Source organism: Agathobacter sp. LCP21S3_B2 (genome assembly GCF_052118705.1).
Lineage (GTDB): Bacteria > Bacillota > Clostridia > Lachnospirales > Lachnospiraceae > Roseburia.
Window position 1 is genome coordinate 1 of record NZ_JBQKGQ010000002.1, and the last position, 26,472, is coordinate 26,472.

30 protein-coding genes are annotated in these 26,472 nt (G+C 36.4%); 4 read left to right on the plus strand and 26 right to left on the minus strand.

The genetic code is table 11. From position 1 onward, the window contains the following. Window positions 1-566: transposase (locus ACTQ1L_RS01435; protein WP_441365186.1), on the plus strand; the 566-nt coding region annotated here is incomplete at its 5' end. A gap of 254 nt (window positions 567-820) precedes the next feature. On the opposite strand, the gene ACTQ1L_RS01440 is transcribed toward ACTQ1L_RS01435, so the two are convergent. The 17 genes from ACTQ1L_RS01440 to ACTQ1L_RS01520 form a co-directional block, all read right to left on the minus strand. Continuing rightward, entirely contained in the window at window positions 821-2,227 is a 1,407-nt protein-coding gene (locus ACTQ1L_RS01440) for an ATP-binding protein (RefSeq protein WP_441365187.1), read from the minus strand. 185 nt (window positions 2,228-2,412) lie between these two features. Beyond that, a complete protein-coding gene (locus ACTQ1L_RS01445) occupies window positions 2,413-2,661 on the minus strand; it encodes a hypothetical protein (protein WP_441365188.1) in 249 nt (82 codons plus the stop codon). Window positions 2,662-2,714: 53 nt separating this feature from the next. After that, complete coding sequence (locus ACTQ1L_RS01450) at window positions 2,715-3,140, minus strand: hypothetical protein (protein WP_441365189.1); 426 nt, start codon at window positions 3,138-3,140, stop codon at window positions 2,715-2,717. A gap of 21 nt (window positions 3,141-3,161) precedes the next feature. After that, window positions 3,162-3,887, minus strand: a complete 726-nt coding sequence (qatD, locus tag ACTQ1L_RS01455; protein ID WP_441365190.1) for a Qat anti-phage system TatD family nuclease QatD — start codon at window positions 3,885-3,887, stop codon at window positions 3,162-3,164. Between the two features lies 1 nt (window position 3,888). Beyond that, complete coding sequence (gene qatC / locus ACTQ1L_RS01460) at window positions 3,889-5,238, minus strand: Qat anti-phage system QueC-like protein QatC (protein ID WP_441365191.1); 1,350 nt, start codon at window positions 5,236-5,238, stop codon at window positions 3,889-3,891. A 2-nt stretch (window positions 5,239-5,240) separates the two neighbouring features. After that, entirely contained in the window at window positions 5,241-6,053 is an 813-nt protein-coding gene (qatB, locus tag ACTQ1L_RS01465; RefSeq protein ID WP_441365192.1) for a Qat anti-phage system associated protein QatB, read from the minus strand. Window positions 6,054-6,059: 6 nt separating this feature from the next. Beyond that, a complete protein-coding gene (gene qatA, locus ACTQ1L_RS01470) occupies window positions 6,060-8,129 on the minus strand; it encodes a Qat anti-phage system ATPase QatA (protein ID WP_441365193.1) in 2,070 nt (689 codons plus the stop codon). Window positions 8,130-8,520: 391 nt separating this feature from the next. Then, window positions 8,521-8,727: a hypothetical protein gene (locus ACTQ1L_RS01475; protein ID WP_441365194.1), complete on the minus strand. Its 207-nt coding sequence runs from the start codon at window positions 8,725-8,727 to the stop codon at window positions 8,521-8,523. Between the two features lie 198 nt (window positions 8,728-8,925). Further along, on the minus strand, window positions 8,926-9,828 hold the full coding sequence (locus tag ACTQ1L_RS01480; protein ID WP_441365195.1) for a hypothetical protein: 903 nt from the start codon (window positions 9,826-9,828) through the stop codon (window positions 8,926-8,928). A gap of 1 nt (window position 9,829) precedes the next feature. After that, window positions 9,830-10,852, minus strand: a complete 1,023-nt coding sequence (locus ACTQ1L_RS01485) for a hypothetical protein (RefSeq protein ID WP_441365196.1) — start codon at window positions 10,850-10,852, stop codon at window positions 9,830-9,832. Between the two features lie 10 nt (window positions 10,853-10,862). Next, window positions 10,863-11,894, minus strand: a complete 1,032-nt coding sequence (locus ACTQ1L_RS01490; protein WP_441365197.1) for an HNH endonuclease — start codon at window positions 11,892-11,894, stop codon at window positions 10,863-10,865. Beyond that, window positions 11,895-13,115 carry an LlaJI family restriction endonuclease gene (locus ACTQ1L_RS01495; RefSeq protein ID WP_441365198.1) on the minus strand — a complete coding sequence of 407 codons (1,221 nt, stop codon included), beginning with the start codon at window positions 13,113-13,115 and terminating at the stop codon, window positions 11,895-11,897. Window positions 13,116-13,133: 18 nt separating this feature from the next. Then, window positions 13,134-14,774, minus strand: coding sequence for an McrB family protein (locus ACTQ1L_RS01500; RefSeq protein WP_441365199.1), 1,641 nt, complete (start codon window positions 14,772-14,774; stop codon window positions 13,134-13,136). Beyond that, complete coding sequence (locus ACTQ1L_RS01505; RefSeq protein ID WP_441365200.1) at window positions 14,775-16,565, minus strand: DNA cytosine methyltransferase; 1,791 nt, start codon at window positions 16,563-16,565, stop codon at window positions 14,775-14,777. It abuts the gene before it with no gap. A 2-nt stretch (window positions 16,566-16,567) separates the two neighbouring features. Next, a complete protein-coding gene (locus tag ACTQ1L_RS01510) occupies window positions 16,568-16,789 on the minus strand; it encodes a helix-turn-helix domain-containing protein (RefSeq protein WP_441365201.1) in 222 nt (73 codons plus the stop codon). A 599-nt stretch (window positions 16,790-17,388) separates the two neighbouring features. Beyond that, window positions 17,389-18,042, minus strand: coding sequence for a hypothetical protein (locus tag ACTQ1L_RS01515; protein WP_441365202.1), 654 nt, complete (start codon window positions 18,040-18,042; stop codon window positions 17,389-17,391). A 465-nt stretch (window positions 18,043-18,507) separates the two neighbouring features. Then, the gene (locus ACTQ1L_RS01520; protein WP_055237716.1) at window positions 18,508-18,723 is read right to left on the minus strand and encodes a helix-turn-helix domain-containing protein; all 216 of its coding nucleotides are present in this window, start codon (window positions 18,721-18,723) and stop codon (window positions 18,508-18,510) included. 228 nt (window positions 18,724-18,951) lie between these two features. On the opposite strand from ACTQ1L_RS01520, the gene ACTQ1L_RS01525 reads away from it, so the two are divergent. From ACTQ1L_RS01525 to ACTQ1L_RS01535, 3 genes are read left to right on the plus strand one after another with little or no spacing between them, the layout of a single operon-like run. Continuing rightward, window positions 18,952-19,878, plus strand: a complete 927-nt coding sequence (locus tag ACTQ1L_RS01525; protein ID WP_441365203.1) for an amidoligase family protein — start codon at window positions 18,952-18,954, stop codon at window positions 19,876-19,878. A gap of 47 nt (window positions 19,879-19,925) precedes the next feature. Beyond that, on the plus strand, window positions 19,926-20,105 hold the full coding sequence (locus ACTQ1L_RS01530; RefSeq protein ID WP_441365204.1) for a hypothetical protein: 180 nt from the start codon (window positions 19,926-19,928) through the stop codon (window positions 20,103-20,105). Then, window positions 20,102-20,575, plus strand: a complete 474-nt coding sequence (locus ACTQ1L_RS01535) for a gamma-glutamylcyclotransferase family protein (RefSeq protein WP_441365205.1) — start codon at window positions 20,102-20,104, stop codon at window positions 20,573-20,575. The genes ACTQ1L_RS01530 and ACTQ1L_RS01535 overlap by 4 nt, the downstream gene beginning before the upstream one ends. A gap of 22 nt (window positions 20,576-20,597) precedes the next feature. On the opposite strand, the gene ACTQ1L_RS01540 is transcribed toward ACTQ1L_RS01535, so the two are convergent. From ACTQ1L_RS01540 to ACTQ1L_RS01580, 9 genes are all read right to left on the minus strand, one after another. Beyond that, window positions 20,598-20,858: a helix-turn-helix domain-containing protein gene (locus ACTQ1L_RS01540; protein ID WP_055237723.1), complete on the minus strand. Its 261-nt coding sequence runs from the start codon at window positions 20,856-20,858 to the stop codon at window positions 20,598-20,600. 146 nt (window positions 20,859-21,004) lie between these two features. Next, window positions 21,005-22,345, minus strand: a complete 1,341-nt coding sequence (locus ACTQ1L_RS01545) for a phage tail tip lysozyme (RefSeq protein WP_441365206.1) — start codon at window positions 22,343-22,345, stop codon at window positions 21,005-21,007. Between the two features lie 8 nt (window positions 22,346-22,353). Next, window positions 22,354-22,653 carry an aminopeptidase gene (locus ACTQ1L_RS01550; protein WP_441365208.1) on the minus strand — a complete coding sequence of 100 codons (300 nt, stop codon included), beginning with the start codon at window positions 22,651-22,653 and terminating at the stop codon, window positions 22,354-22,356. After that, window positions 22,643-22,960: a hypothetical protein gene (locus tag ACTQ1L_RS01555; RefSeq protein WP_441365209.1), complete on the minus strand. Its 318-nt coding sequence runs from the start codon at window positions 22,958-22,960 to the stop codon at window positions 22,643-22,645. The genes ACTQ1L_RS01550 and ACTQ1L_RS01555 overlap by 11 nt, the downstream gene beginning before the upstream one ends. Window positions 22,961-22,969: 9 nt before the next feature. Beyond that, a complete protein-coding gene (locus ACTQ1L_RS01560; protein ID WP_441365210.1) occupies window positions 22,970-23,278 on the minus strand; it encodes a hypothetical protein in 309 nt (102 codons plus the stop codon). Between the two features lie 40 nt (window positions 23,279-23,318). Continuing rightward, entirely contained in the window at window positions 23,319-23,537 is a 219-nt protein-coding gene (locus tag ACTQ1L_RS01565; protein WP_055237730.1) for a hypothetical protein, read from the minus strand. A 1-nt stretch (window position 23,538) separates the two neighbouring features. Further along, a complete protein-coding gene (locus ACTQ1L_RS01570) occupies window positions 23,539-24,624 on the minus strand; it encodes a reverse transcriptase domain-containing protein (RefSeq protein ID WP_441365211.1) in 1,086 nt (361 codons plus the stop codon). Window positions 24,625-24,902: 278 nt separating this feature from the next. After that, window positions 24,903-25,238 (minus strand): diversity-generating retroelement protein Avd, encoded by a 336-nt coding sequence (gene avd, locus ACTQ1L_RS01575; RefSeq protein ID WP_055237734.1) that lies wholly within the window; start codon window positions 25,236-25,238, stop codon window positions 24,903-24,905. Window positions 25,239-25,381: 143 nt separating this feature from the next. After that, window positions 25,382-26,467: an SUMF1/EgtB/PvdO family nonheme iron enzyme gene (locus tag ACTQ1L_RS01580; protein ID WP_441365212.1), complete on the minus strand. Its 1,086-nt coding sequence runs from the start codon at window positions 26,465-26,467 to the stop codon at window positions 25,382-25,384. Between the last annotated feature and the right edge of the window lie 5 nt (window positions 26,468-26,472).

Consider the following 26,472-nt stretch of genomic DNA (forward strand, 5'->3'; position numbering starts at 1 on the left):
CTCTGGTTACAGATGGTGCTTACAGCAGTGAAGCCAACCGTCAGCTTGCTGATGATAAGAACATTGATCTTGTTACAACAGATCTTCTTGGAAGAGATGCCAGAGATATCTGTGCAGAGTTTCAGTTTTCAGAAGACGGAACCCGGATTCTGCTGTGTCCTGCCGGGAATCAGCCTAAGAGTTCTTCCATTGTAAAAAGTACCGGAAAAGTAAGAGCTTCTTTTCCTAAAAATAAATGCGAAAACTGTCCATACAAGGACCAGTGCAAACCAAAGACTTCTAATAAAACAAGTGCCGTTTATATTTCAAAGGGATCGCACGAAAGGGCAAAGGCTCAGCGCTTTACCGGGACATGGCAGTTTAAATTTCTGTCAAAGGTAAGGAATGGTGTTGAAACAATACCATCCACACTTCGTCGAAAATATAATATCGACACTATGCCGGTCAGGGGCAGGATCCGAATGAAGCACCTCTTTGGATTTAAAATCGGGGCATTAAATTTCCGTAAGCTGCTCAAATATTTAGGCAGCCTGGAAAAGTGCGCCCTAAATCCGGAAATTGCCTAGAGTATTAGCTGGAAATAGGCACTTGATACACGGAATAGCACGTATAAAATCCCATTTTTTAATTTAAAATCGTTTATGTGAAATTTTCAAGGTACAAACCGTTTTTTACGAGGTGGTTTTGACCCTCAAATCATAATATAATTACTTGAACTAATTTAGCTCAAAAACTATTTTTCAAATACCATCTTGCTGCATGTCTGGTTTCTTCAGCAGCATTTTTTTCTTTTCATAGTTTGAATAATATAATACACTTTCTATTCGTTAATCTCCCAGTGTCCACTGTAACCACTTCCGACATATGATACATTAGACATTTTTTTGATTTTTCGTTTTACTGTTGCAATTCCAATTTTCAATTCCTTTGCCATATCTGCCGTTGATACTTGCGGATTTTCCTTTATCATTTTGATGATTTTTTCTTGAGTATCATCTTGGGTATCACCTTGAGTATCATCTTGGGTATCACCTTGAATTTTATCTTCGTTTGCATGTGTTGCATAATTAGAACCATAATTCAAATTATACAAAATCAATGTAAAATCATCATTATCTGCCTCAAAGACCGGCATCTTGGTTTCATCAAATTCTACTTGTCCCTCATAATCTGCCAATATCTTCTTAAATCCACTACCTCTACGTTCCATATATTTTAAACGGCTGAATATATCAGCTAATATCGGATTTCTTCGCTTTGACGGGATTTTCAACAAATCTTTTCCTTCTAGAGATATTCCGCTTACCATTCCGCCAGGTGAATATATTTCAATTCTATCATCAAACATATCTATATGGACTTCACTACCTATCTCCATATAGTTTCTATGAATCAATGCATTTACTATACCTTCAAGCACTGCTCTATCTGGATAATCAGGCATTTCAATTCTTCCGTCACCAACCTTACGCCATGCTTTCTTGGAATTATTTCTCACAAAATCAGTTCCTGCCTGCAACAATGTGACAAGACTGCCTGTATATTCCTTATCATCAAGTGCATCCACTATTCCTGAGGCTTTAGTCAGTCCATTCCATCTTGTACAAAACAATCTGGAATGACGTACCGGTGATTCATCTGCCAAAAGTGCTCCAGCATTCGTTAGATTTCCTTTTTCATCAATCAGTCCGAAAGATTCATAATCTGTATCTTCAAATGTATTCCCCGTTCTCTGTTTATATACTGATTTTAATTTTGTAAAGGACATATTATCAAAATCATATCTTGATTTCAGACTATCGTAACTTTCGCCGCTACCTCGAAGCACCAATTCTCTTAGCTGTGAAGGAGTTGCCGGAACACTTTCATTTCCTATACGCATAAATGCAATGAGTTGTCCATCACCTTCATAATAGTATGGTGTCTGCTGCCCTTTCAAAACTTCCACAATAACAAAAATCTTTTCGCCATCTTTTTCAAAATACAACTTAAACTCCGGTATTGGATTCAAATGTGTTTTTATTGCTTCGCTAATTTTCTCGGCATCACCTTCAGCATCTGCAAGCCCCACCAGCTCATTATCATTCGACACGCCAAATATCAACTTGCCACCAAAACAATTGGCAAATGCACTGATACTCTTGCACCAGCTTTTAGGTTTCTTTTCTTCAAGTGCAAGTTTTTTATCGTAATCTGTGGCTTCACCGATTAGCTGCTTTATGTCCATAAATGTCACTTCCTTTCCGCCTTGGACTAATCTTAGACTATCTTGAGCCAAAATAAGATATTAATGGGATAAAAACCGTTGTATTGCAATAGTATCTTAGACTAAAAATCTTAATTGTTATGAAATACAGCAATCCTACAGCTAACACATCTACCCAGTTCATAATCTTCTCTAAGTCTCCATCATTAATACTCTTTGTTTATAAACAGCTTTGCTATTTCATCATCTGTTCCATCCTTACCATTCTGTATTTTTAATAATAATTCACCTATCATTTTACGAAGTTGTTTTATATTCGTAGCCAGACTTCCGTCCATTTTAGATCCACCATTTTCATATACTCTGCCAGCCTCAAGCTGATTTAATTTATTACTGATTTCATTTAGTTCATAACCATATTTTTCTTTAATATCATATTCTAATTTGCTACTCATCGCCCAAATCCTCCTTTTCATCAGACCATCCACAACTACTAAATCAAATAAATTTATTTTGCTTTCTTAGGAATCAATGGCTTTTCCAACGTTGCCGAATTATTTACAACATCATCCACCACATTATCAGCATTGTCATGTTGCTTAAGCCACAATTCTTCTTCAAGTTTTAACTTATCCAGCAAATACTCATGTCTTTTGGAGAATTCATCAAAAATTTCGCTCCACTTTAACACATATATTTTAGTCATTCCATTATCAACCCAATAAACGAGATGTTGTTCACCATGATTTTTATTATTCTCCAATTCACCTTCAAGGAACCCACTCGTATTAAATTTGTTTCCCACTAAATAAAATGTCCATTTAACATTTCCCATATTAAAGCGATCTTCCTTACGTATCACTTGTAAATATTTTTTCACCTGTGATAATTGTGTTTCTCCAAGTGCTACTGTAGGTCTCTTAAGTTCAACCACCACATTCTCTGTGTCATTATTCTAAAAAATTCTCATGGAATTATCCTCTATTTGTGAAATTACATCCTCATTTCGTATATAACAAATTTCTCTAGCAATTCTTTCTAACTCATTGTATAAATCTTCCATAGAATTACATTTCAATGTAAAAGGTGCATCTGTCTCCAGTAATATTCTATCCGCAGGAATATTACGTATTACATCTTTCCCTGCTTTTGTCTCTAGCATTTTAGGGTTAATAGAAAAATATGCACCATTATCTATGGCCAGTTTTCTCTCTGAAACACTTCCTGTAAACCAATGAAATATACATTTACAATTGCTAAATGCTCCTGTTTCTTGTAAAACTTCAATAGTTGCTTTTGCAGATTTAACACTATGAATCGATAGTACTTTTTCCCCCTCTATAGCACATTGCCTAACAATCTTATGAAAACAAATAAGTTGCATCTCTTTTGAGTCTTCATACCCTTTATTGAAATCAAGTCCAACTTCTCCGATAAATTTTGCCTCTTTAAACAAATTTAAAAACAAATCAATTTCTTGATGTCTTTGTTTTACCAACTGAGGATGCAACCCCAATCCAACTTTAATTGCATTAGCGCCATTAACAAATCGTAGTTCTTGTTTATAAGCCAACGGTGTTGTTCCAACAGCCATTATTCCAACATTTACATTTTTAGACTGTTTTATTAATAATTGCATATTATCCATCAAATCAAGATGAAAATGTGTATCAATCAACATATCAGTTCTCCCTATTATCTTGAATCCATTGGTCCACCTCCATCAGTCCTCGATAGTACATTTCTGAAAGTTCCTTTAAATACATCTCATCAGAATCAAGTGGACCAGTTTTATAAATCATTATTTCCTTTGAATTTGGATTCAGTTTTAATTTCTGAATTGCATATTGAAAAGAGCGTAATTGTTCACCAACCAAATCACGATTGCTCTCGATTGCCGCAATATCTGAATATAAATACTCAGAAGGATCGTTCTTTCCAAAAGCATGATACATTGCTGCTCTTCTTATGATACATGGTAAACAATGACCACAATGTTGTGAATGTCCACCACGAATATTCGCATTATTTACAGATGAACAAGAATATGATTTTCCCATTGCATCCATTAATTTATCTTTATTTAAACACTCTGCTGCCATTTCTCCCTTTGTTTTATTCCAGTATGGATTTGAAATGGAAAAACCAAAAACACTCATACTTATTTCATTCCATAATTTTAAATAAAAAGGGTGTGTAGTTCTCGTACTATGAGAACCAATACGCGTACTATCAAGAGGAACATTCAATGCAATTAATCCATTTTCAGGCATATACAGATGATTACACCCTTTTGTTCCACTCATTGAAAATATTGCAATTGAGATAAACAAAAATGATCTGCTTCGCTGATTTTTATCTTCATCAGCTTCAGGCAATTCAATATCACTCAAACTTGTCCAAAGATATGCATTATCATGTGGAACATTGGAATAATTTTCATCTAATAGTTGTAATAAATCTGTCTGCCATTTTCTAACTCTTGGTTCTCCAGCATGACTCACTAATAGAGTTGCTTGTCCTTGTTCCATATAATTAATCGCTGCAATGAGACTATCCATTCCACCAGAAAATAATGACGCAACTCTATATTTATCTGTACGCTCTTTTTCTTTATCACTTATTGCAAATCTTTCTTCTCTTTTACTGAATTCCAATGTCCATATATCACCCGTCAAAAATTTCAACATTCGTTCTATTGTATTTCTATGATTCATCCACTTACTATCATACACTGGTATAGAAAGCGTTATTTCCCTTGTCCATGAATCTTGTGATTGTTTTCTTCTTGATATTTTCATATCTGCAATATATACCATCAGTCCAATAATTATTGCATCAAATCCACTCTCTGATGGATAAATATTTACTCTTTGCAGTTCGCTTATCATCGTTTGAAGACCATATCGAAAATTTTCATTCGATGTCTGCATAGGAAGTAGCACTTTTATTGTACTTGTCTCAGGTATTATTTGATATTCACATGCATGCTGTTCTTTATTGAACGAAGCAACTAAATGATACCTATACATATTTATTCACCTTGCCCTTCCAATATTTCATATGTTTTCTTATATATGGAATCAGTTATTTGTTCTGCTTTTGTATTTGTCATCTGCAAATTATTTTGTTGTACTTCTGCACATGCATCAGCAACACTTTGTTGAATCAACTGTTCCACTGAACCTTCTATACGTGAAATCTCATTAATATCATTTGGAAGTATTATTATTTTATTAGCAATATCATTTTTAATATGTTCCATAATTACTTTACTCATATATTTCTGCAAAATTGACATACAATCTTGAGCAGTAAGTTCTTCAATCTTTTTTTCATATAACATTTGATTTTCAGCTATAACATCAAAATAAGCTGATCTTGCCATTCCCTCATCGTTAGGTCCTCCATCTGGACAAACAAATGAGGCAATTTTAGTAAAAAAGCTAGATGCTGACAATCCTTCTAAATTGTTAATAGATAACTGGTGCGCAACTTCATTTATTCCACCATTTCTAGACAGTGAATTTAATACATTATATAATCTTGCAGTACTATTTCGTGCAGACCCTAATCTTGTTGTAGCCCTAGAACTTCCTCCTAATGAACGACTCACATATTGCGATACGCTATTTCTCATTGAACTACCGTCACGGCCACCACCTGATATGTATTTAGTAAACGTCCCTCTTGGGCCGGTAAATCTATTTATATCTCCATCTGGTGGTATAGCCTTAATTTCACCAGCATTTTGCCCTTCTCTTCCGTCATCTCCACTTTCCTCTAACCATGAAGGTACTAAAGGTGTATGACCAGATTGTCCTTTATTCCTTGTAGATGTTCCCATAAACTATCACCTCTGCGATTCTTTTGCTGCGCTTTTTATAATCGGATTTGTAGTACTCTCTTCCACATTTTTAAAAAATAATCTCAATTTATCCCTAACATTAGATGTCTTTGGAATGCAAGAATCCCAGCCTCCAACAGCCCAAATTCCCAATTTATCAAATGGCAATGTTAATAAGAAATCTACCAAATCTTCTTGAAGTTCTGAATGATATTCTACTAAACATCTAATACCTTCTATACTCTTAGGTGGTTGACTTTCTGATAAATCTCTTACAAAAACATCCTGAGATACAATTTTTAATAATTGCTTTGCATCTGAAGTATTAAGTGCACTTATTTCTTCTTTTTTATTTAGAGTATTAAATGAGCCTGCCCGAACAACCGAAGCAAGTTCTCGTAAACGTTCTTCCGGACTACTAAAGAAAAAGTCTATTCTTTCGGTACAAGCAAAATAATATGGTCTAAGATCTATACCTGCTAAAGATGGTTCTATTTGCATCCATGCTTTTATATCTTCTTGTTGCAGAAATAATTTGAATTGTTCATTTCTCACAATAATAGAATCAGATTCTTTTTCACAAACTGTTTTTGTTACAGTCTTTGTTTCTTTTTTACTCTTAGTTTTCTTTTCATCTCCTTCACTTGTATTGTTTGACATATCAGTTTCATTAACTTCTGTTTTAGCTTCATCCAATTCTTGTTCAGAAGTGATTTGAAATGCCTTGCAATGACCTTCTTCATCTATTTCATCTGCCAAAGCCTTGTAAAAATCATTATTATACTGTTCTATTAGCATCATCTTGGCTAATACTGCCATTTTTAGCTCATTAGGATCAAATCCTCTATTTCTTGCAATTTCAGTTCTCAATAAAAGCATATTAATAAATCTTTTTATATTCCTTGGATTTCCACCAGTATGTTCCGCTAATATTTTATCAATGCTCTTGGCAATCCTAACATTTTCAATTGCATCTTTATACTTATCCTTTAAAGCAGCTTTTATTTCTTCTGTCGAAAGTTGCTCTAAAGCCCATGGTTTATGAAGTTTACTAATGACTACATCTCCTAATTCTTGTAACTCTTCTGATTCACCCAGCTCGGATTCTATCATTAATAGCATTATATAAAGCTGAGCCTCTGCAATACCGATTCTAGGAATATGTAATGGCACCTGTATCAGTTTTTCCAAATATTTATCAGCAAAATTGTTATAATCCAATTTGGTAATGGTATCCTGTTTTTCATTATTTTCTTCATGCACTCTTGGAAAATATTCTTTAACTGAATATCGAATCATTGCATCATCAGCAGCTATAATAAATGCTGTATTTTCCAATGTTAGGAATATTCGTACCGCCTCTAGTGTTTCAATTGCGACCTTTGGTAAACAACGATCCAAATCGTCAATAAGTACAACAATTTTTTGAATATGGGCTTTCTCAAAAAGTTGTTTGAAATTTTGTCTAAAATCTTCCATCTCTCTATAGCCAGATGTTTCTTCTTTAGAAGTATCAATCAAATTTCCAACTGTTCCTATCAACTCTTCTACTTTATCTTGATCTACTACGGTATTTTTTATAGTACTTATAATGCCTTCCATTATAGCTAAAGGAGCTGTTCCTGTTGCAATTGAAACTCCGACTTTTCCTACATTTTTAGCTAAACTGAGTTTATCAAGGTTCTTCCATAATTTCTTACCAATATCTTTGATTTCATCAATTCCATGCTCAATTGGATGATGCTCCAAATATACTTTTGCTGTATCTTCCAACTGACACACTATTGCTCTCATAAGTGCAATTTTTGCATCCTCAAATCCTTGATATTGCCAACTATTGAACCGAATTACACTGTAATCAGAATCAATATCACTCACATTATTTTGATCAGGATTGTTTAATTTCTTTAATTCATCTTCAACCATAGCAAGTACACTAGATTTCCCTGCTCCCCAATCTCCATGCACACCAATTGAAATGGATTCCGTATTTTCTTTTAAAATTGATACAATCGTTTTAGCAATTGCCATATTATTAAGCCGGTCAATTCTAGTTTCATTATCCGATAAAATCATGAATGAACCTCCTCTCCATCATTTGTGAATAAACTAACACATACAGTATCTGCTTACGTATCGAATACATCACATACATTCGTATAAATTTTCTAAAAGTCATTAGATTATTTAAATCTTACTGTATTTCTTTTTGTAGTTAATACTTCCTACATATGTTTCCTATTCCAATTCAAAAACCTTCCTCATCAGATCTTCTGCACTACCATAGAAAAGAATTGATATCTTGCTCCAAATATCTCCTGGCATTGTAATTGTATCCGGCTGATTAGCAATAGGAACATAAACTATCTTTACACCTTGCTCTACAATATATTCTAATTTTTTTTAATTCGTCCTATATAACTTAAAAATTTGTCTCTCACCTATATTATCTTCTTTTACATAAAATTTAGTTTAACTTTGCCAAAAACTTTTCCTGCACATTATTCCAATTATCTAGACTTTTTATCAATGTTTTCAAATTCTTTTCACATAATTCTTTCTCTATACCAAGAACTTCAAAAATAATCCTTCTATAAAGCACTGTCATTTTTTGAGCATACCTATCATTCTTTATATCAATAAGTTTTTTTGATATCCTAACTCTAAAAAACATATTTTTCTTCAAATGTACATATATTATAACCATACAGGAGGTTGTTCAAATGATTAAAATATTGGCACTTAATGATCACCGCGAATTAGAAAGAATGGTTAACGATTGGATAAAAGTCAATAATGTTGATATTCTCAAAATACATTATTCTGTTATTAATTCAGAAGATGATATTATCTATTCCGTTCTCATACATTATCAATCATACAAAGATAAACCGTGCTGAATTATCTTAATGTAAATACAACTTATCCAATTTAAAAAAACGGGATTCAAACATCTAAACAAGTCATTTTTGTTATAATCCATATCCAAAAAATTATTATTGCCTTGACCTATCAACATATGAAAATACTTATTTCGCATTTCTACAAAAATATCTTTTATATTAGAAAATTTCACATTCAAAGTATTATTTTCAAAAGTATATAAATCCATTTTTATGGACTTATGAAAATCCTCCCTCAAAATATCCACTTCCTCAATATCAAACAATATTTCAAATTCGAAATCATACATCATTTGTTCATCCGCAAACAATTCCTTCAAAAAGTAACCCAAAAACTTAAGTTCTCCCATCCCCTCTCCACCTTTAAAGAATTTTTTCATACTTTCATATGAACCACGATAATCTTTTGATTTTGAAGCATATATAAGCGGAAAGCTATAGCTCATAAACTCTAATGTTCTATATAAATGTACAAATCCTTCACATGGCGAAATATCCTTTACAACAAAGTATTGAGTGATTTCATTTAGCATATGTTCATAGACATATTTATTTCTTCTATCTCTCAAAAAAAATTTATCACACAATTCACGACTTTCGTCATCATTAACATCAATTCCCAAAACCTTATTAAACTGTCTATACGAATGACTAGTCTCTCTTTCATATGGAAGAACGGTGTAATTAACCTTTTGATTGAACAACATATCATCGTTTCTATCGCAGATTCTTATCTTACCCATTAACAATTTTAACAATACTCCATTTGCAGATATGTTATTCATCTTCAATTGTTCTGGCAATTTGGAAAACTGTATTGTATTTATTTTCCCATGATAGGAATATATCCCTAATGTGTATTTTTCATCCATATTAAATCTCCATCGAAATATAATCAATCAATTGTCCGACACTGTAAATAGATAACACCTCATATTTTTCGAAATATTTTTGTACCATTCTTCGCCTTGCCATACCCAGTTTGATTTTTGAAACATCCAGGGCTGAAAAAGCTTCTTCAAACAATTCTATTCCTTCTTCCATTTCTTGCAGTGTAACTGTTCTAATGATGCTATATGTTTTATTCATTGCAGCGCAAAAACCAATAAAGTTGTTAGGCACCTTAAACCATGTACACAATTTTTCACTAACCAATGCATCATTTATGTACCCAATTACATCCTTAAATTCCCCTTCTTTTTTAGGGATATTAGAATCCATAATTTGATCTGCAATTAACTCGTTCATTTTACTTTCAATTATTTTTTGATTATCTATATTAACAGAATTACTAATATAAGCAAGATATCCCTTTATTAATACTTCCTTGCTCATAGATTCATCATTTTTCTTTTTGTTCTTTCCATCCTTTTCTGTTACCGCCAAAATAGGCAAACTATCAAAGTCAAATATATTTTTTGCTAATATTTCTATTTGGTGTCTTGCAGTCATAGGCTTTTGACCATTATTAAGTGTTATCATACGATACAACAACTTATCCATAGAATCACATATTAATATATTACAATACAATGTTCTATCTTCAGGAAATCCATTTTCCTCAGACACTCTCTGCATCGTATTTAATCGTTGTATACCATCTAATACAAAAGCTTTATCTATGTTCCTTCGAATATACTCCTCATTAACATCTTCTATATTTTTCTGAATGGTATCATCTTTTATTGCTAAAGTAATATTCGGCATGACACAACCAGCCAATATATCTTTTTCCAATCGCTGATAAAATGATTTTCTTAACGGATTTCTTTGAAAATCCAATTTGTTTATTAATGGAACAAATTTTTCTATTGCATATTTATAGGAAACACCTATAGTTAAATAGTAACTATTAATTACATTGTCGTATATGGTATCAAAAATCTTTACTTTCATTTTTTCCTCCTTAACTCTCTATATCTGAATCTGTACTACCATGCAATTTTAATTCAATTTCAGCATACGCCATCAATCTATTTATTAGTGCAGTTTTTATCTCATCTGTCCCAACTATATGTACCTGTCGATGACAATTAGGGCATAGTGCAACCGCATTATCAATAGTATCGTCCCCACCATCTGCCAATCTCTCTACATGATGTTCCTCTAAATATGGATTACCCTTAGCATCCATAAATGGTGCATCCTTTCCACAAAGATCACACTTACCTTCAGCTCTTTTCTTGACATATGCCGAAACCACTGGATCACGATCATAAATCTTAGTTGTTGTCACTTTTCCTGATGATCCCCTCTTTACCTTCTTGCTTACAGAGTCATAAAGCTCATCTATACTCTTCTCAAGATTTTTACTTTCAGCCTTAGTGTGAGCCATGTCAACAACTGCCTTGGCATTATCTAACCCGACTGCTTCAAGATAGAATGTAAATGTACACTTCCCATCTCTTGCTTTTTTCTTCTCTATTCTTATATTGGTAAAGTTAGGAATCAAGCAATACGCAATTATAAAGTTATATTCATCATCACCTTTTGACGAGATATAATATCTCGGTGCTTTAGAAGTATCTGTATCTTGAGTTACTTTCATATACATATCAAAGTCTAGTTTAAAAGTCCTCTTCTTTATCCTTTGATATCTTACTTCCCAACCAACAGAATTTACATTTTTCCATGAATCAGATTTTCTATCATATGTCTCATATACTTGAAGTACATTTGAAATATATTCCTGATGTACCATTTCCATATATTCCATCAAGTTTTTCTTGTCAAAAGTATATTTGTTATCAATGCTCAATTCGATACAACTTTTCCCATCAACTTCAATTTGATTTCCTGTGCAATTCCAAAATTCAAGTGAATTAGGTGGTACTGTTATTTCTCCACCCAAACCACCTCTTGTCTTGGCTATATTTGATGCATATGCTGGAATACTACGAAGATACAATGAATTTCCATCTAACACATTTTTACTCAATTACTTTTCCCTCCCAATATACAATTCTATACATCGTGCCAATTCAGCGATTTCATTATCATCTTTAGAAACTACGGAATGCATAAGATGCTTTACATCTACCAAAATTCCCTGAATCTGTTCATACTCTTTTTTATTTGATTTCCAATCGCTTAATGCCACTCCAATATTTACAACATTTTCTGAAATCTTCTCAAAAGGCATCAGAAATGCATTATACACAGTATAATTCTCGCCGTGCTTCATCTTAAATTTATCCTGCTCCGCAATATATTCTCCGTATGTAATCTGCTTATTTATTGATGTGGATTCTGGAAGATCTGATGGTCGCTTAGTTGCTCCATATCTATAATATTTTGCATCAAGCACATAAATATTACCATTCCATAACATAATGGTATCCGGTTCCAAACAAGCATTCTCATAAGTCTTTCCATCTATTACCCAACTGGTTCTTGGAAAATACTCTTCTTTTCCTGTAATACCATATACCTTATCAATAAGAGCCTCCCAAACATATTCAAACCGGTCTGTTCCAAACTTATAGTCCAAAGAAACATCACTATCTCCCAAATAATTCACAATAGCCAACATGTCTCTGAACAATTTTCTATTCCTATCATTAAAAGTAGTTGAAATCTTTTGTATCAGAGTAGTTCGAAACAATTTTTTATTATATTTTATTCTCGGAGTCTGCGGCATACGCAATGTGAATAACCATCCAATTTTACTAAAACTCTCATATACACAGTACTCATGAATTAATGAAATCAACTCATTTTCATTCACTTGATTCTTTCTTGTCACAAAATTCAAATAAAAAATACTGTTATCCTGCACATAAGGATCTTGAGTTTTGATAGTCCTGTTCCAGTCTATTTTCCCTCGCTTAGAAACAATGTACTGTGTTTCTCTTTCCTTATAATAACCACGCTCATAATAGTCTCTTATTACCGCCATATAAGCCTGTATAGGAAACATGGTATGATTATATTCTTTCGCCGAACTATATATATCAGAACCACGTTTTCCAGTCGTAGAAGCAATTGTATCTAACAAAAGAATAATATCCTTACGGAGTTCCTTGTCATCAGAAGATATTGCAAATCCCAAGGGGAAATGCACACTAAATTCTCCATTCACACATTTTAATCCAACGAAAGTATCTGCATCCCAGTTTTGATTTACAGAACACCTATCTCTAATAGATAAATCCTGCATATAAAAACCCACCTTTCATTAATGATTATCGTCAGCATCAACAGCAGTTTTCGCTCTGTCCTTCATTTCTTTAATCATTCTTGCATACAGTTCTGATCGTAGTACAGACTGCAGTTTATCTACCGGACTATTTTCATATACCTCTATGACTTCTTCCAACGAACCAAATTTAGGATCAAATACAGCCTCTTTGTCCATTTTGAATGCATCATCCCACAAATACTTCAATACTTTTTCTGGAAATACCTCTGAAGCCAGTTCGCTCTTCTTTACGAAATATGCTCCAAGTCTCTTATCCTCAGAGCTACTAATATCTCTGTTGATTTCTATTATTTGCTCATTTATAACTGTAGCAAAAGCTCCCCAATCTATATTTGTGCCTTGTATTTCGTCAAGAGCATGGTTTCCATTTTCAAAAACAAATTTGTTAGGAATATGCTCCATTTTCCATCTTCTCTGAAAAGCGGTATCAAGTGTAAATACATTTTGATCCGCTGTGTTCATTGTCGCAAGAATAAACATATTGGAAGGTATCCTAACTTCGTGATCTGAATTACCATAAATAATATCAGCAACTTCATAGTTAGAGATTCCATACTCACTTTCACCTACAACATCCTCCGGGTAATTATCTCCATCCTTACGATCCAAAAGCTGAAATATTTCCCCAAAAATAGCAGGTGCATTACCCCTATTAATTTCCTCGATAATCAGATAATAATAGTTTCCTGGATCTTTCCAAGCCTTCTCAACCATTTTGGTAAACGGACCAGGTGTAAATACATATTTCAGCTGTCCATCAATAACACGTGGCAAAATCTGACCAACAAAATCCGAATACGTATAATCCGGATGAAACACTACTCTTTCAATCCGTCTACCGTCGGCACAATACTTCTTTGCAATACGATGACTCTTTCCTGCCCCCGGAACACCGTATAGAAGAATATTTTTACCGCCAGTAAGACGCTTAGCAGCAGTATTATCATTAGTCACATCCGCCTCATCCATCACCTTAGCTGATATGCCATGGAATTTGCAGAAATTACAATAATTGTATCGTTCAAAGAAATCCGCCCGACTTTTCGCATTAGGAATAGCAAATTCAGACTCAATAAACGCTACCTGTTTTTCCAAATAATCTGCATTTTGCTGCTCTATGTAAAAATAATGCTTATCGCCAATCTTCTCGTATTTCAAAGGACTACAATACGACTTTAGAATATTCATAAGAATGTCATCGCTCTTACCACCAATTCTACGATTAAAGAAGTCATAATAATCAATTCTCAAATCTTGTTTACACAAAATTTCCTTTACAAGTTCACAGAATATAAGCATCGGCTCATCATCTGAATTTACATATGGATTTGGTGCAAAGTATGTCTTAATCCAAAACTCTATATATTTTTTTAGGTTTTCATCATCGAAAGTATAGAGATATGTCTGAACTCTGAAATTCCCATTTCCCCTATCCTCAAGTCCAAACTGACATGCCTGCTGATAAGATGTCTTTTTATAACCCTTAGAAACACCCTCTATGATGTCTCCGGCTTCGCTCCAACTCATTTTCTCAGCTTGATCCGGATAAACCTCTAACAATGCCTTCAAATTATCAACTGTAAAATTTCTAAATCTTGCAAATGGTGAAAATGCCATTTATTTCACCTCCTCTACAATACCTGGGCAACTCTTAAGAATTTCTTCCATAATATGAATCAACACATCAACAACAATTGAATTGCCTGCTTGCTGATACATTGATGTATCAGAAACAACAATCTTAAAGTTATCAGAAAATCCCATAAGTCTAAGACATTCTCTTGGGGTTAGCTTTCTTAATCTACCATCTGTAGTTACATAATTATCTACTCCAGCTCTATGCATCTTGTGCATTGTTGTTAACAACGGTCTAGCCACATCTAAATCAGTTTTGGGTTTACTATAAAAGTTCTTTGTTCCCGTTGCTAGTACATATTTTTCTACCTTCTCCGACAGAAAATACTTCTCTAAATCAGGTATATTATTTGCCACTGCCTCCTCTTCGGATTGGAACACAAAATCTCCATGCCAGTTAAACTGCTGATTTTTCTTCTGACACAGTTGAACTTCACCATCTATCTGTGTAAATCTCTTGGTAAGATTTTTCTCCATTGTTACAAACTCGACCCCTTTTCGAGGGAGAAAATATCCGCCGGGTGCATTTTCCATCAAAAAATCTTTCATTTTCTTCTCAAGTGGAATTGGTGCCGGGAACTCAAATGTTTTTTCTCCCAAAATATCTTCCCTTATACCCACAACAAAAAGCCGTTCTCTATTCTGCGGTATTCCATAATTCTTAGCATTAAGCACTTTCCAATAAAAACTATACCCCAATTCTTTAAATACCTCTTGCATTTTCTCCCATGTCTTACCACCATCATGAGATGTGACAGCTCGAACATTTTCATAAATAAATACTTTAGGCTTAATCTCATCAATAAGACGAGCATATTCATAAAATAATGTTCCTCGTGTATCTTGAAGTCCTCTCTGCTTTCCTACAAGCGAGAACGACTGACAAGGACTTCCTCCCACAAACAGATCCACCTGACCGGCATACTGTTTACCATTCAAAAATGCAACATTCCAATGATAATTGTCTTCCGATATTTTATAATTTGCCATATAAGACTGCTTAACTTTATTTCTCTTTTCCTGACCAGCATAAAGAGAATCTACATATTCTTTTCGTGCTTTCCAGTCATCCCCCATAGATTCAAGTTCCTTCTGAACCTTCATATAATTTATTTTTTCATGAAGTTGACTTGTTCTTTGAGAAAGATCCTGCACACGACGGATAATTTTCTTTCCATCAACTTCTTCCAATCTATCATAAAGCAATTTTACAGTTTGAGAAATACTACGCCAATCAATTCCATCCACACTATCGTATTCTACATCTTTTCCAAGATTTTCGAGAGAGTTGTCCTTTTTGTAATCATTTGATATTTCTAGCATAACTTGAAGTTCTCTCAATCTTATTTGTTCAGCAGATCCTTTTTCAATTTCGGTCAAAAATTTCTTATATTCTTTGACTCTAGATGCTTTAACATTTTCCATTGCAAGAATTTTACTCAATGTTTCAGAAGTAATATTATCAGGATAATCAGGAAGATTTTGAATAGTTGCAAAAACACTCGCATACTCATCCAAAGCTTCCTTTAACATATTAACAAGCTGATCCTTATATAAATCTTCTACTTCATCATTAAACTGTATTGTTCCAATTGATTCCTCAAGACTATTTAACTCATCCTCTATCTCATCAATATTTATGCCAATTTTCTTGGTTAGAATCTCAATATCACCATTATCACAGGCAAAAACAATTTCATTTTCTATATTCATACGTTCCAGTGCATGCTCTATTGCCCCAATACCACTAAAAACAGTTGCTAATCTAATCATATTTATCTCTTCTCTCCTTCTGTTTCATCAATCATTTCCATAATATCTGAAATATCACAATCTAAAGCAGTACATATTTTCCTTAGTATCTCGGTATTGACATTTTCATTTTTTGAAAGCTTAGCTATTGATGTGGAACTAATTTCAGCCTTTGAAGCTAAGTCTTTTTTCAACATATCTTTATCTATAAGAAGTTTCCATAATTTTTTATAACTTATTTGCATGTTCATCCTCCATCGCTGAAAATCAAAATTTCTCTATCAAATATACTACCATATTTCATTCCTTTTGCATAGACAAAATTACGTGTTCTCAAATTTTAATTATTAAAACAGCACTTTTAACTCTGTTTTCATTAATTTATAAAGTGAACGTTTTTTTACCCAGTTTGAACCGGAATTCAGCTTTAATGTTCTATCTCAGCAATTTGCTTACGCTTACAAAAGTTAACTCCGATAAACACCCCTCCCGAAGCCACCAACCATCTTAAAACACTGAATTCCGGCTTCGCCAGATACGCATTTTGTATGACAAAATGCTTCTGGTCAGAGGGAATCTCCCCCTGAAACCCCCAAATACACCCTTCGGGTGCCAAAAATACCCAAAAATGTCAAAGTGATGTGACATTTCAGCAGATAAACTACCTTGCATATTTAAGACCAAAGAATTTTTCATAAATCTCTGAACAACAAAAAAGCCAAGCCGCAATTGATATGCTTCCCTTAAAACTTGGGACATATCAAAATACCACTTGGCATTTCATTGTTTATAGCATGATTACTAACAAATTCTATTCGATTACGAATGCCTATTCCATAGCTTATCAAAAATTTTTAATTTCCAAATAATGTTGCAGTTTCCCAATTATCTTATATACCTTGACAGGCTTTTTTAAAGCATCCTGAAGTACGCTGAATAAAAAATAATCTTTTTCACTTACGCATACCACCTTATGCTTATATCCATTTGCACACAATGCAGGTACAAGTCCAAACTTTCCAAACACATCAACAATACTATCGGTACAAATATCTGCACTGCATATGATATGATGAATCATTGCTCTGTATATAGGATTACACTCAACCTGTGCATAATTAAATGGCAAGAATAAATTATCATATTTTTCCTGCTGGAGTTTCATATCAGGTGAATACATATTCCAGTATTTTTTTCCAAAGACATCCTTCGGCAAGTTAATATTATTCTCTATCAGTTCTGTCTGCCTAGCCTGTGGATTTGCTTTAAGCTCATTATACAATACTCTCCATACAACAATTTTAAACCACTCTGGATAATCTATTATAGAACATTTGCATGTATTGAAAACTCTGTCTATCCACTCATTTATTTTTGCTACAGCATCTGAAAAATTCATACTTTCCAACTGCCAACAATCATTTTTTATATTATCTGCAACATCTGAAAATTCTTCATCAAAGTTAACTTTATCTATGGCATCTGAAAATTCATACATATACATATCCTCTTTTCTTTGGGTTTTTGGGTTTTACTCTCAACTTGTATTCGTAAAATCATTATATCAAAGAAAACTTCATACACATATCACTTTTTATGGGTTTTTGGGTTTTTTATGGAAATGATGTATAAGACCGAACTTCTCCTTGCAAAACTTCCAGCTACGCTATTGCAAGACCGTTCTCTATAGATACCCCCGAAACACTTTCAAAAAATATCTTTCTGTGTCCCGATATATATTTTTCTGAATATAATTGTCCCGAAATTGACCCGTAGAGCCAACAAAAAAGCCCCATAAAGCCCGTAAATACAGGCTTTGTGGGGCATATTCCTCTATTCAAACTCGATTTTGTAAGGCTGATTTTTAGTATTTTCTTTCATATTAAATACTATTCTCCTTGTCTTTTCGGTCTTAAAATTTATATTATTTATATCTATTTGAATTATTAACATCACGATAACATCATTCAGCATTTTCTGGATTAGGCTGGATTTCTATTACATCTTCTATCCTGCACCCCAGCTTCTGGCATATCCCGTCAATGTGTTTCATCTCTACATATTGATTCTTTGACAGCCTCGACAAAGTCCCGGCACTGAATCCTACCATATTCATGAGCTGTGTCTTCTTAATATCCTTGTCGATAAGTGTCTTCCATAATGGTCTATATGATATCATATCTGCTCCTTTTTATCAATTCCGTAACTGTGTTTCCTGTTTTACTCATTATAATTCAATGCCTTATTCCTGTCAACATTTTATTCTAACTTGTTAGAAATTTTATTCATCTTTTTGTATCAAAACTATTGACGTACAGTGTACATATGGTAATATACAACCAACAACATAACAGAACAAAATTACAACAGGTTAGAATTTTAATTTTACAAAATGGAGGAAAACAATATGTTAAAGGAACAGAGATTTGGAGTAGAGGTTGAAATGACAGGAATCAGCAGAAAGAAAGCTGCAGATGTTCTTGCAGAAGTGTTCGGAGCAATCGCAGGTGAGCCAGACGGTACCTGCTATCACACACGCATCATCAAGGACCAGAAGAACCGCAAATGGAAAATCATGAGAGATTCATCTATCACACCGGTAAGAAACGACAATTCAAATGCTTCGATGGATGAATACAGAGTAGAAATGGTTACACCACCCCTCAACTATGAAGACATTGAGCTCCTGCAGGTCGTTATAAGAAAGCTTCGCGAGAACGGAGCAAAATCCCATCGCAGCTGTGGTATTCACATCCATGTTGACGGAGCCAATCACACAGCGGCATCTCTCAGAAGACTGGTAAGCTTCATGACAGCTAGGCAGGATCTGATCTATGAGGCTCTTGAAATCGGTGATCGTGAAAACAGCTGGTGTCACAAGCTTAACAAAACACTCCTTAATGCAATGAAAAAGGACAAGAACCTCACGAACGAAAAAGCAGAGGAAATCTGGTACAGCAGTGCAAATGACGGTTACTGTGGGGGCATAGACCATCAGCATTACAATTCCACAAGATACCATGGTGTGAATCTCCATGCTTTTTTCACAAAAGGTACAGTCGAATTCAGACTTTTCAACAGCACACTTCATGCCGGAAAAATCAAGGCATACATTCAGTTCTGTTTAGCTGTATCTGCATGGGCTATCACCTCCAACGACAAGCTGGTGTTCCGTTCCATGGATAATTACACTGCAGAGCAGAAAGTTACAATCATGAGAAACATCCTTACTCACAGACTTGGTCTCTATGGGGACGAGTTTAAGACCTGCCGGCTTCACATGATGAACCCTTTGAAGAAAGCCGCAGGCATGGCTGTAAGAGAAGCTGCGTAGCACACAATGCGCTGACCTATCGGCATGACGGGGAGAACGGAGACAATATGGCAAATCAGAAAAATATCCCAATAAGGCTCTGGAAAAAATACAGGATCGTTATCTCTGGCGGGCTTTCTAATGATCATTTTGTGAAAGCTCCAAACAAGACTATTGCCAGGTCTATGGCAAAAGGAGAACTTAATCCATGGATAAAAATAATCAGAATTGAGGAGGTATCAGCATGAAGAAATTATATGTAGCATACGGAAGCAATCTCAATATTGCACAGATGGCTCTCAGGTGCCCTACAGCACATATTTATGGCACCGGCCTATTAAATAACTGGGAGCTTATTTACAGAGGCAGTATGACCGGATCATACGCAACGATAAGGAGAAGAAAAGGCTCTGCGGTTCCGGTTGTGGTGTGGAGTATAATGGAGAACGATGAGAAGAGTCTTGACATTTATGAGGGATATCCCAGATTTTATTTCAAGCAGAATGTTATGGTAGATCTTCCATCTGGAAAGAAGAAAGCAATGGTCTATATCATGGATTTGAAACGGAAGCCAGGCAGACCGAATCAGCGATATGTAGAATCCATCCGAGAGGGATATATTTCAAACGATCTGGATATACTCTACTTAGAACGGTCACTCGCTTTGAATTCGCAGGAGTGTAAAAAAGAGACGTTCTGTAAAACGTCCCCTTTTTAGACAAGTGAGGAGTTGCAGCTCCCTACTCGTCAATTTTTGACTTTTGTGAACCGTTAATGGTGTGGGTGGTTCTTGGAGTTTTATTCGGCACCCTTACAATTAACTCATCGAGAGAACAGTCCAATGCCTCGCAGATAAGGTCCAGGTGGTCCAAATTTACCCTATCTACCATCTCATGGTACAACTCGTTAATCGTAGTTGGTCGTATACCGGTCTTTCTCGCAAGATCTGCCTGAGTCCACTTTCGGTCACCAAGTCGTGAAGAAAGTAAAATTCTAATCATACGTCATTGCTCCTTCCGTTATAATCTACCCCTTTTCCGGAGAGAAAAGGGGTATTTGTTAGATTATCACGTAGTTCGTTATTTCTTTATAGTGTGGGATTGAGCAATGACGACCTCATCATCTAATATATCACATCCATTTCATGCTATTTTTTCTTGAGCCACTTACTATTGACAAATCCTGCGTATTTATCAATGGCGACCAGATACCATTTTACACCATCCTTAGTGCTGTAGTATCCGTAACACTTCACTCCTGCGCCCTCTAAGAGAGTGAGGATTACAGTGTTGCCAGTACCGGCTCCTGTCCTCATATTCAAATCAGATGTTGTTACATAGGTTCCGGCAAGAGAATTATTCCTGCTCGTTGCATATCCGACCTTGGCAGAACCGTTTTTGAGCACATATTTCTTCTTTGTTGCAGGAGCGGAAGGTGCCGCCGGAGTTGCCGGCTTGACGGATGCTTCTTTATCATACTTCGGAACTCCAAAGCCCCGGATGTATTTTCCGTTCACAGCAAGGCTTCTTCTCTTGACCGCATTGGAATAATTACCCTCAATTACAGTAATCAGGGCACCTTCTACCTTTTCAACAACACCGACATGATCACTAGAACCCTTATTATCTCCGACACCGCTATCCTGCCAGTCATAAAAGATATAATCTCCAGGGCTCGGAACGTAGGCATCATTCTCCACCCAGCATCCTAACGTCTGGAATAAGGCAATCAACTTATCACAGCCGCACTCTGTAGGGATAATGTTTGTATATCCCTTGGCAATGGCACACGCACTTGCAAAAGTGGCACACCATGCATCAGTGTACTTAACCTTATATCCTCTCGCCAGCGGCTTGTGGTTGTTGTAAAGGTCGATAATCTTTTTATGGCTTCCATCAGCTTCCTTGCATCCAATCCAGCTCTGTGCCTGTGCCACAATTTCACTTCTCTTTCTACTCATACTCTTAGTACCTCCTACAAATTTTTCGTAATAATTCTGACCATACGAGGCTCTTTTCTTCTGAACCGCTGTACTCTGGTCAGCAGGTCTTTCAAACTGCAAAAGAACCGCATTGGATGCCTCTGCGACACTTTCTGCGGTTCTCAAAATCTGATATACGGAGCAATACGACTGCTTCAGTTCCTTAACAAGAAATGCAAGCTGCGTTTCCATATCTCCGATTGATGCTTTTTTGGCTTGCACGAATGTAAGCAGATTTTGCTTTCTGCTCCAGTACGTCCATTGAGCCAGTCCATACCCGGCGCCGTCTTTAACGAAATTCTGATAATCTCCGTTATCAACGGCAGCTGTGTATGTATCATCGGTAAGCCCCAGTTTCTTCTCGGAACTGTTCTGCAGATTGGTCGGTTTTAATCCGGACTCTGCATACAGATTCCCCATGAGTCCGGCTGTACCGAACTCATTGAAACCATTGCTTTTTAAGTAATTCCAAATCTTCTCGTCATTTGTTTTTCCAGTTAAAGCCATACGATCGCCTACCTTTTAAACTGTGCGATTGCCTGCATTACCTTGTCATATCCAACCATTGCACATAGCCAGGACAATAGAATCAGTGCAATCAGATATACCGCTGTCTGTGCATTAAGTACAGTTCCGACCAGAATAATATAGGCAATGCCAACCGCAATTGAAAGACTGATTGCTACATATCCTGCAAGGGCATTGGAATAATACTTTGTTCCCCGCTCGTCCAACCACTTTTTAATAGCCTCCGTAAAAAGACCAGTCAGTGTGGATACAATAAGTAAACCTAATAAAAATACTTCAAGACTCATCTTTCATTTCCTCCATTTCTGAATTGTTATCTTCTTTTCTGTCTGCACGTTCCCAGTCATGCTCCCTTTTCCTGTCCTTGGTCGTGCGGATCCATCCGCAAATGCCGGCTTCTCCGATTGTCGCTGTGATAACAGCACAGGCATACGTTTCCGGTATGGCTGCATACTCCCGGAATATGCACAGCATCTGCCAATTAAACCAAATAAAAAAGGCAAACATCAGAATCAATACCAGATTCAGAGTGCCTACCTTTCCTATTGCTTTTTTAATGTTCTTCCACAGGTGGAAGCCTCGCCTTTTTCGCATACATACCTCCTACATACCTATCTGTGTAAACACAAAGCCTACGGCAATGCCAATTATCGTTGTGATCACATAACCAACGGCCTTTCTCCACATCTCACCGTCTTTGCTTTCTAAAGACACGAGACGTTTTCCTTGTGCCTCCTGCTCTTTGACCATGCTCTCAACAGACTGTGCCAGCTTTTCAATTGATACCGTAAGAGCATTGATCTGCTTGGTGTTTTCTTCCAACTGTTCAATTCTCTTGTTCTGACGGTGGTCTTCATCCTCAATGCGTTTCTGATACTCCTCGTACTCTGCCCTTGTGATTGGCTCCTCCATTCACTGCCTCCTTTCCAAAGAAAAAAGAGACTTCCGGCTCTCATTCTTTCATTTCTTCGTACTGATCCATACATTCTTCCAAAATTTTCTCGTCAATCTCCTGGTTTGAATCCACTTCAAAGAATCCATTTATAGTCCGCAGGTTATGTATCTCTCTGACATAGCTTTTCAGTAAAGCTGTCATTCGATATATGATTTCATCCTGCTTTTCAACCATGTCCATATAGATTTCAAGAAGCTCCAAATCATTCTTACCCATGCTATTCCTCCATATTGTGTGTGAGTACAAAATCTTCCCACAGTTTATCCTTAAAGCGGTTTCCATCAACATGCTCAAGCATTCCTGCGTAGCTGGCTGCCACCTGCTTGCAGTAATCGAAGGATACCTCATATTTTTTGTATTTTTCTGCCACTCTCCGAAGGTTCTTTTTCATTCTCAGAGTAGTGCTTTTCCTCAAAAGAACATGATCTGGATAGATTACGCATCCCACGAACTCACACCCACACCTGTTTGGCCGGAGTGCACACCGATCATTAAATTCAAGTAGCAGTTTTTCATTGAGAAACTGAGTGAGCAGCTTCCCATATTCCTTCAGTTTTACCTTATCTGTATCAGTGATAATGATATCATCTGCAAATCGGATGTATTTTTTTATCCCAAGGGTTCTTTTTGCGTACTGGTCCAGCGGATCAAGATACATATTCCCAATCATGTGTGACAGTCCGCCTCCTATGGCGATTCCCTTATCCCAGAGCATTTCATCGTCCGTAATTGTAAGATGGTTGCCATCAAGTGGCATCCCGAACGGTCGCTGTGTGCTGCACATATAGTACCGCATAAGCTCTACAGTGTATTTGTCGGAGATCTTCTTTTTAATGATATTCATCAAAACTTCGTGGTCAATCCGGTAAAAGAATTTTCTAACATCAAACTTGTAATAATACGCATACTGTCCTCTACCATTAAACTCACGAAACCACGAAGCAAGTCTCCTAACCGCTTCGTGCTGTCCTCTGTCCGTAACACATGCGTATGTGTCAGTTATGAATCCTCTCTGAATTGGCTCATATAGAACGTCATATATTGCCCTCTGAATCACTTTCGTGGTGTAATCAGTGTAAATAACCTTTCTTACTTTTGGATCAAATACAAGGAAGCTGCGATACCGCACTGGTGGAATATCCAGTCTCCTGAGCCTGTCTCTCAAGTTCAGAAGATTTTCCTCAAGGTTCCTTCTGAACTCTATAATCTCCCATTTGTCAGTGTGCTGTGACGCACAGTTCTTATCTGCTCTGAGCAGATTTTCAAATGATGTTATTTCATAATAAACATTCTTTATCGACATTGTTTCTCCAGTTTGGCACACACGGAATTTGGATATGCCTACTATCGGTGTGTGCACAGTTTTAATTTTTTGCCTATGGCAAGGAAAAGCAGTCCTTTACCTACCATGTACTGGGAGACAGCCCTTGAGCTGTCAGCATCTGACTATTTGGTAGAGCGGAGCGGAAGCCGAGGTCCCAGTTCGAGTTCGAGCGGGGATTGTTGCCGTTCAAGGCGAACAGACCCGCATTAGCACCGTTGTTCCAATTGCCACCAGAGTAGAACGCTACACCGCAATCCCTATCTCTGGACATTCTTGATCCAGCCGCCTACCATTTTACCAATTTCAACGACTTTCTCAGCCCAGATTTCGTATTTTTTGATCGGAAGGAATCCAAGCTTGTAAGAAAGACGGATATATGCTTTTAACTTTGTCACTTCAACATCAAGTTCCTGCAAAGTTGTCTTTTTATAATATTTCTTAGACCCCTCGACTACTCTTTCGAGGATAAGGTTCATACACCGCTTTATATCCACAACTAAGGCAAACTTCTCAGACTTTGGAAATTGTTGCAAACACACGTAAGCATATTCCATCATCTCAAAGACCTTCTGCTGTATCTTCATTTCTTCCATTCTTTTTTCATCCTCCCGTTAAAAACACAAGTTATTTTAGCATCCTTGTTAGAATTTATGCCATTTTGTTACATTATCACGTATTCCGTTATCGTAACCTCCAAAAAATATACCCCCACTATCGTGGGGGTAGACAGAACACATTACTCAGTAGGCAGGTCTACATAAGCGGAGCGGAAGCCGAGGTCCCAGTACGAGTTCGAGCGGGGATAGTTGCCGTACAAGGCGAACAGACCCGCATTAGCACCGCCGGTCCAATTGCCACCAGAGAAGAACGCTCTCTCGTCGGCTCCATTGTTCATCCACATATGGTCGTCTTCGTATTCAGATGCAGTCGCACTTGCAGGCAGAAAGGCCAATGCCTTTAACACTGCCTGAGCTGCCGCTGATACAGAAGACGCACAGGTAACGCTTGCGAAAGCACAATCACGAGAAGTGTCAGCCTGAGTGGTGATTGTTGCAGAATAGGTAATCTTGCCAGATACCCAGTCAAGCTTAATAGAGTTCGCTGTAGTTCCAGATCCGTTCGGGGTAATGTACGCTCCGGTTGTCGCATCAATGGCTTTCCACTGTGCACTGGATGCTGCCTGTGAATGGTCGAGATCCGCAGCATTGTTATTAACAAGCACCTGCAGTTCTCCTTTTACAGTTCTGGAACCGCCATTCCACTCCCAGATGTTTCCATTCAAATCCCAGATACCCTCCAGAGTGCCGTCATGGCTCCATGATACAGGACCAGTTCCGGTCAATACTCTGGCTGTTCTTCCGGAATCATTTACTCCTGGAGCGGGAATTGCTTTATAGCCACCCTCAGAAGCATCTTTGCCATAGTTGTTATTACCTTTAGGCAGACAGCCATTTGCCTTGCACCACAAAGCGATTGCCGCCCATTCAGCCCTTGTCATAAGGTGCCATCCGTCGCCCTTCTGTGTACAGTAGCTGATTGCCTGATCCAGATTAACAGAAGTCTTAGGGTCTTCACAAGGAAGGCTGTACGCTCTGTTGTTGTTCACAATATTCTGGTACTTGGAAATGTAGATTGCATCAACTTCCTGCCCATTGACGATAAAGGCAGGATGTACGGAATCTGCTCCGCCAGGGATAACCTGTGAGATTTTGAATTTCGGGATTTTAACCATGACGGAAGGAAGCCCCTTATCATCATAAAGAATATCATTTGTAGGGCACACTGCTTTAAGTGCCATTGCTGCTAAATCAAAATTTGCCATAGTGC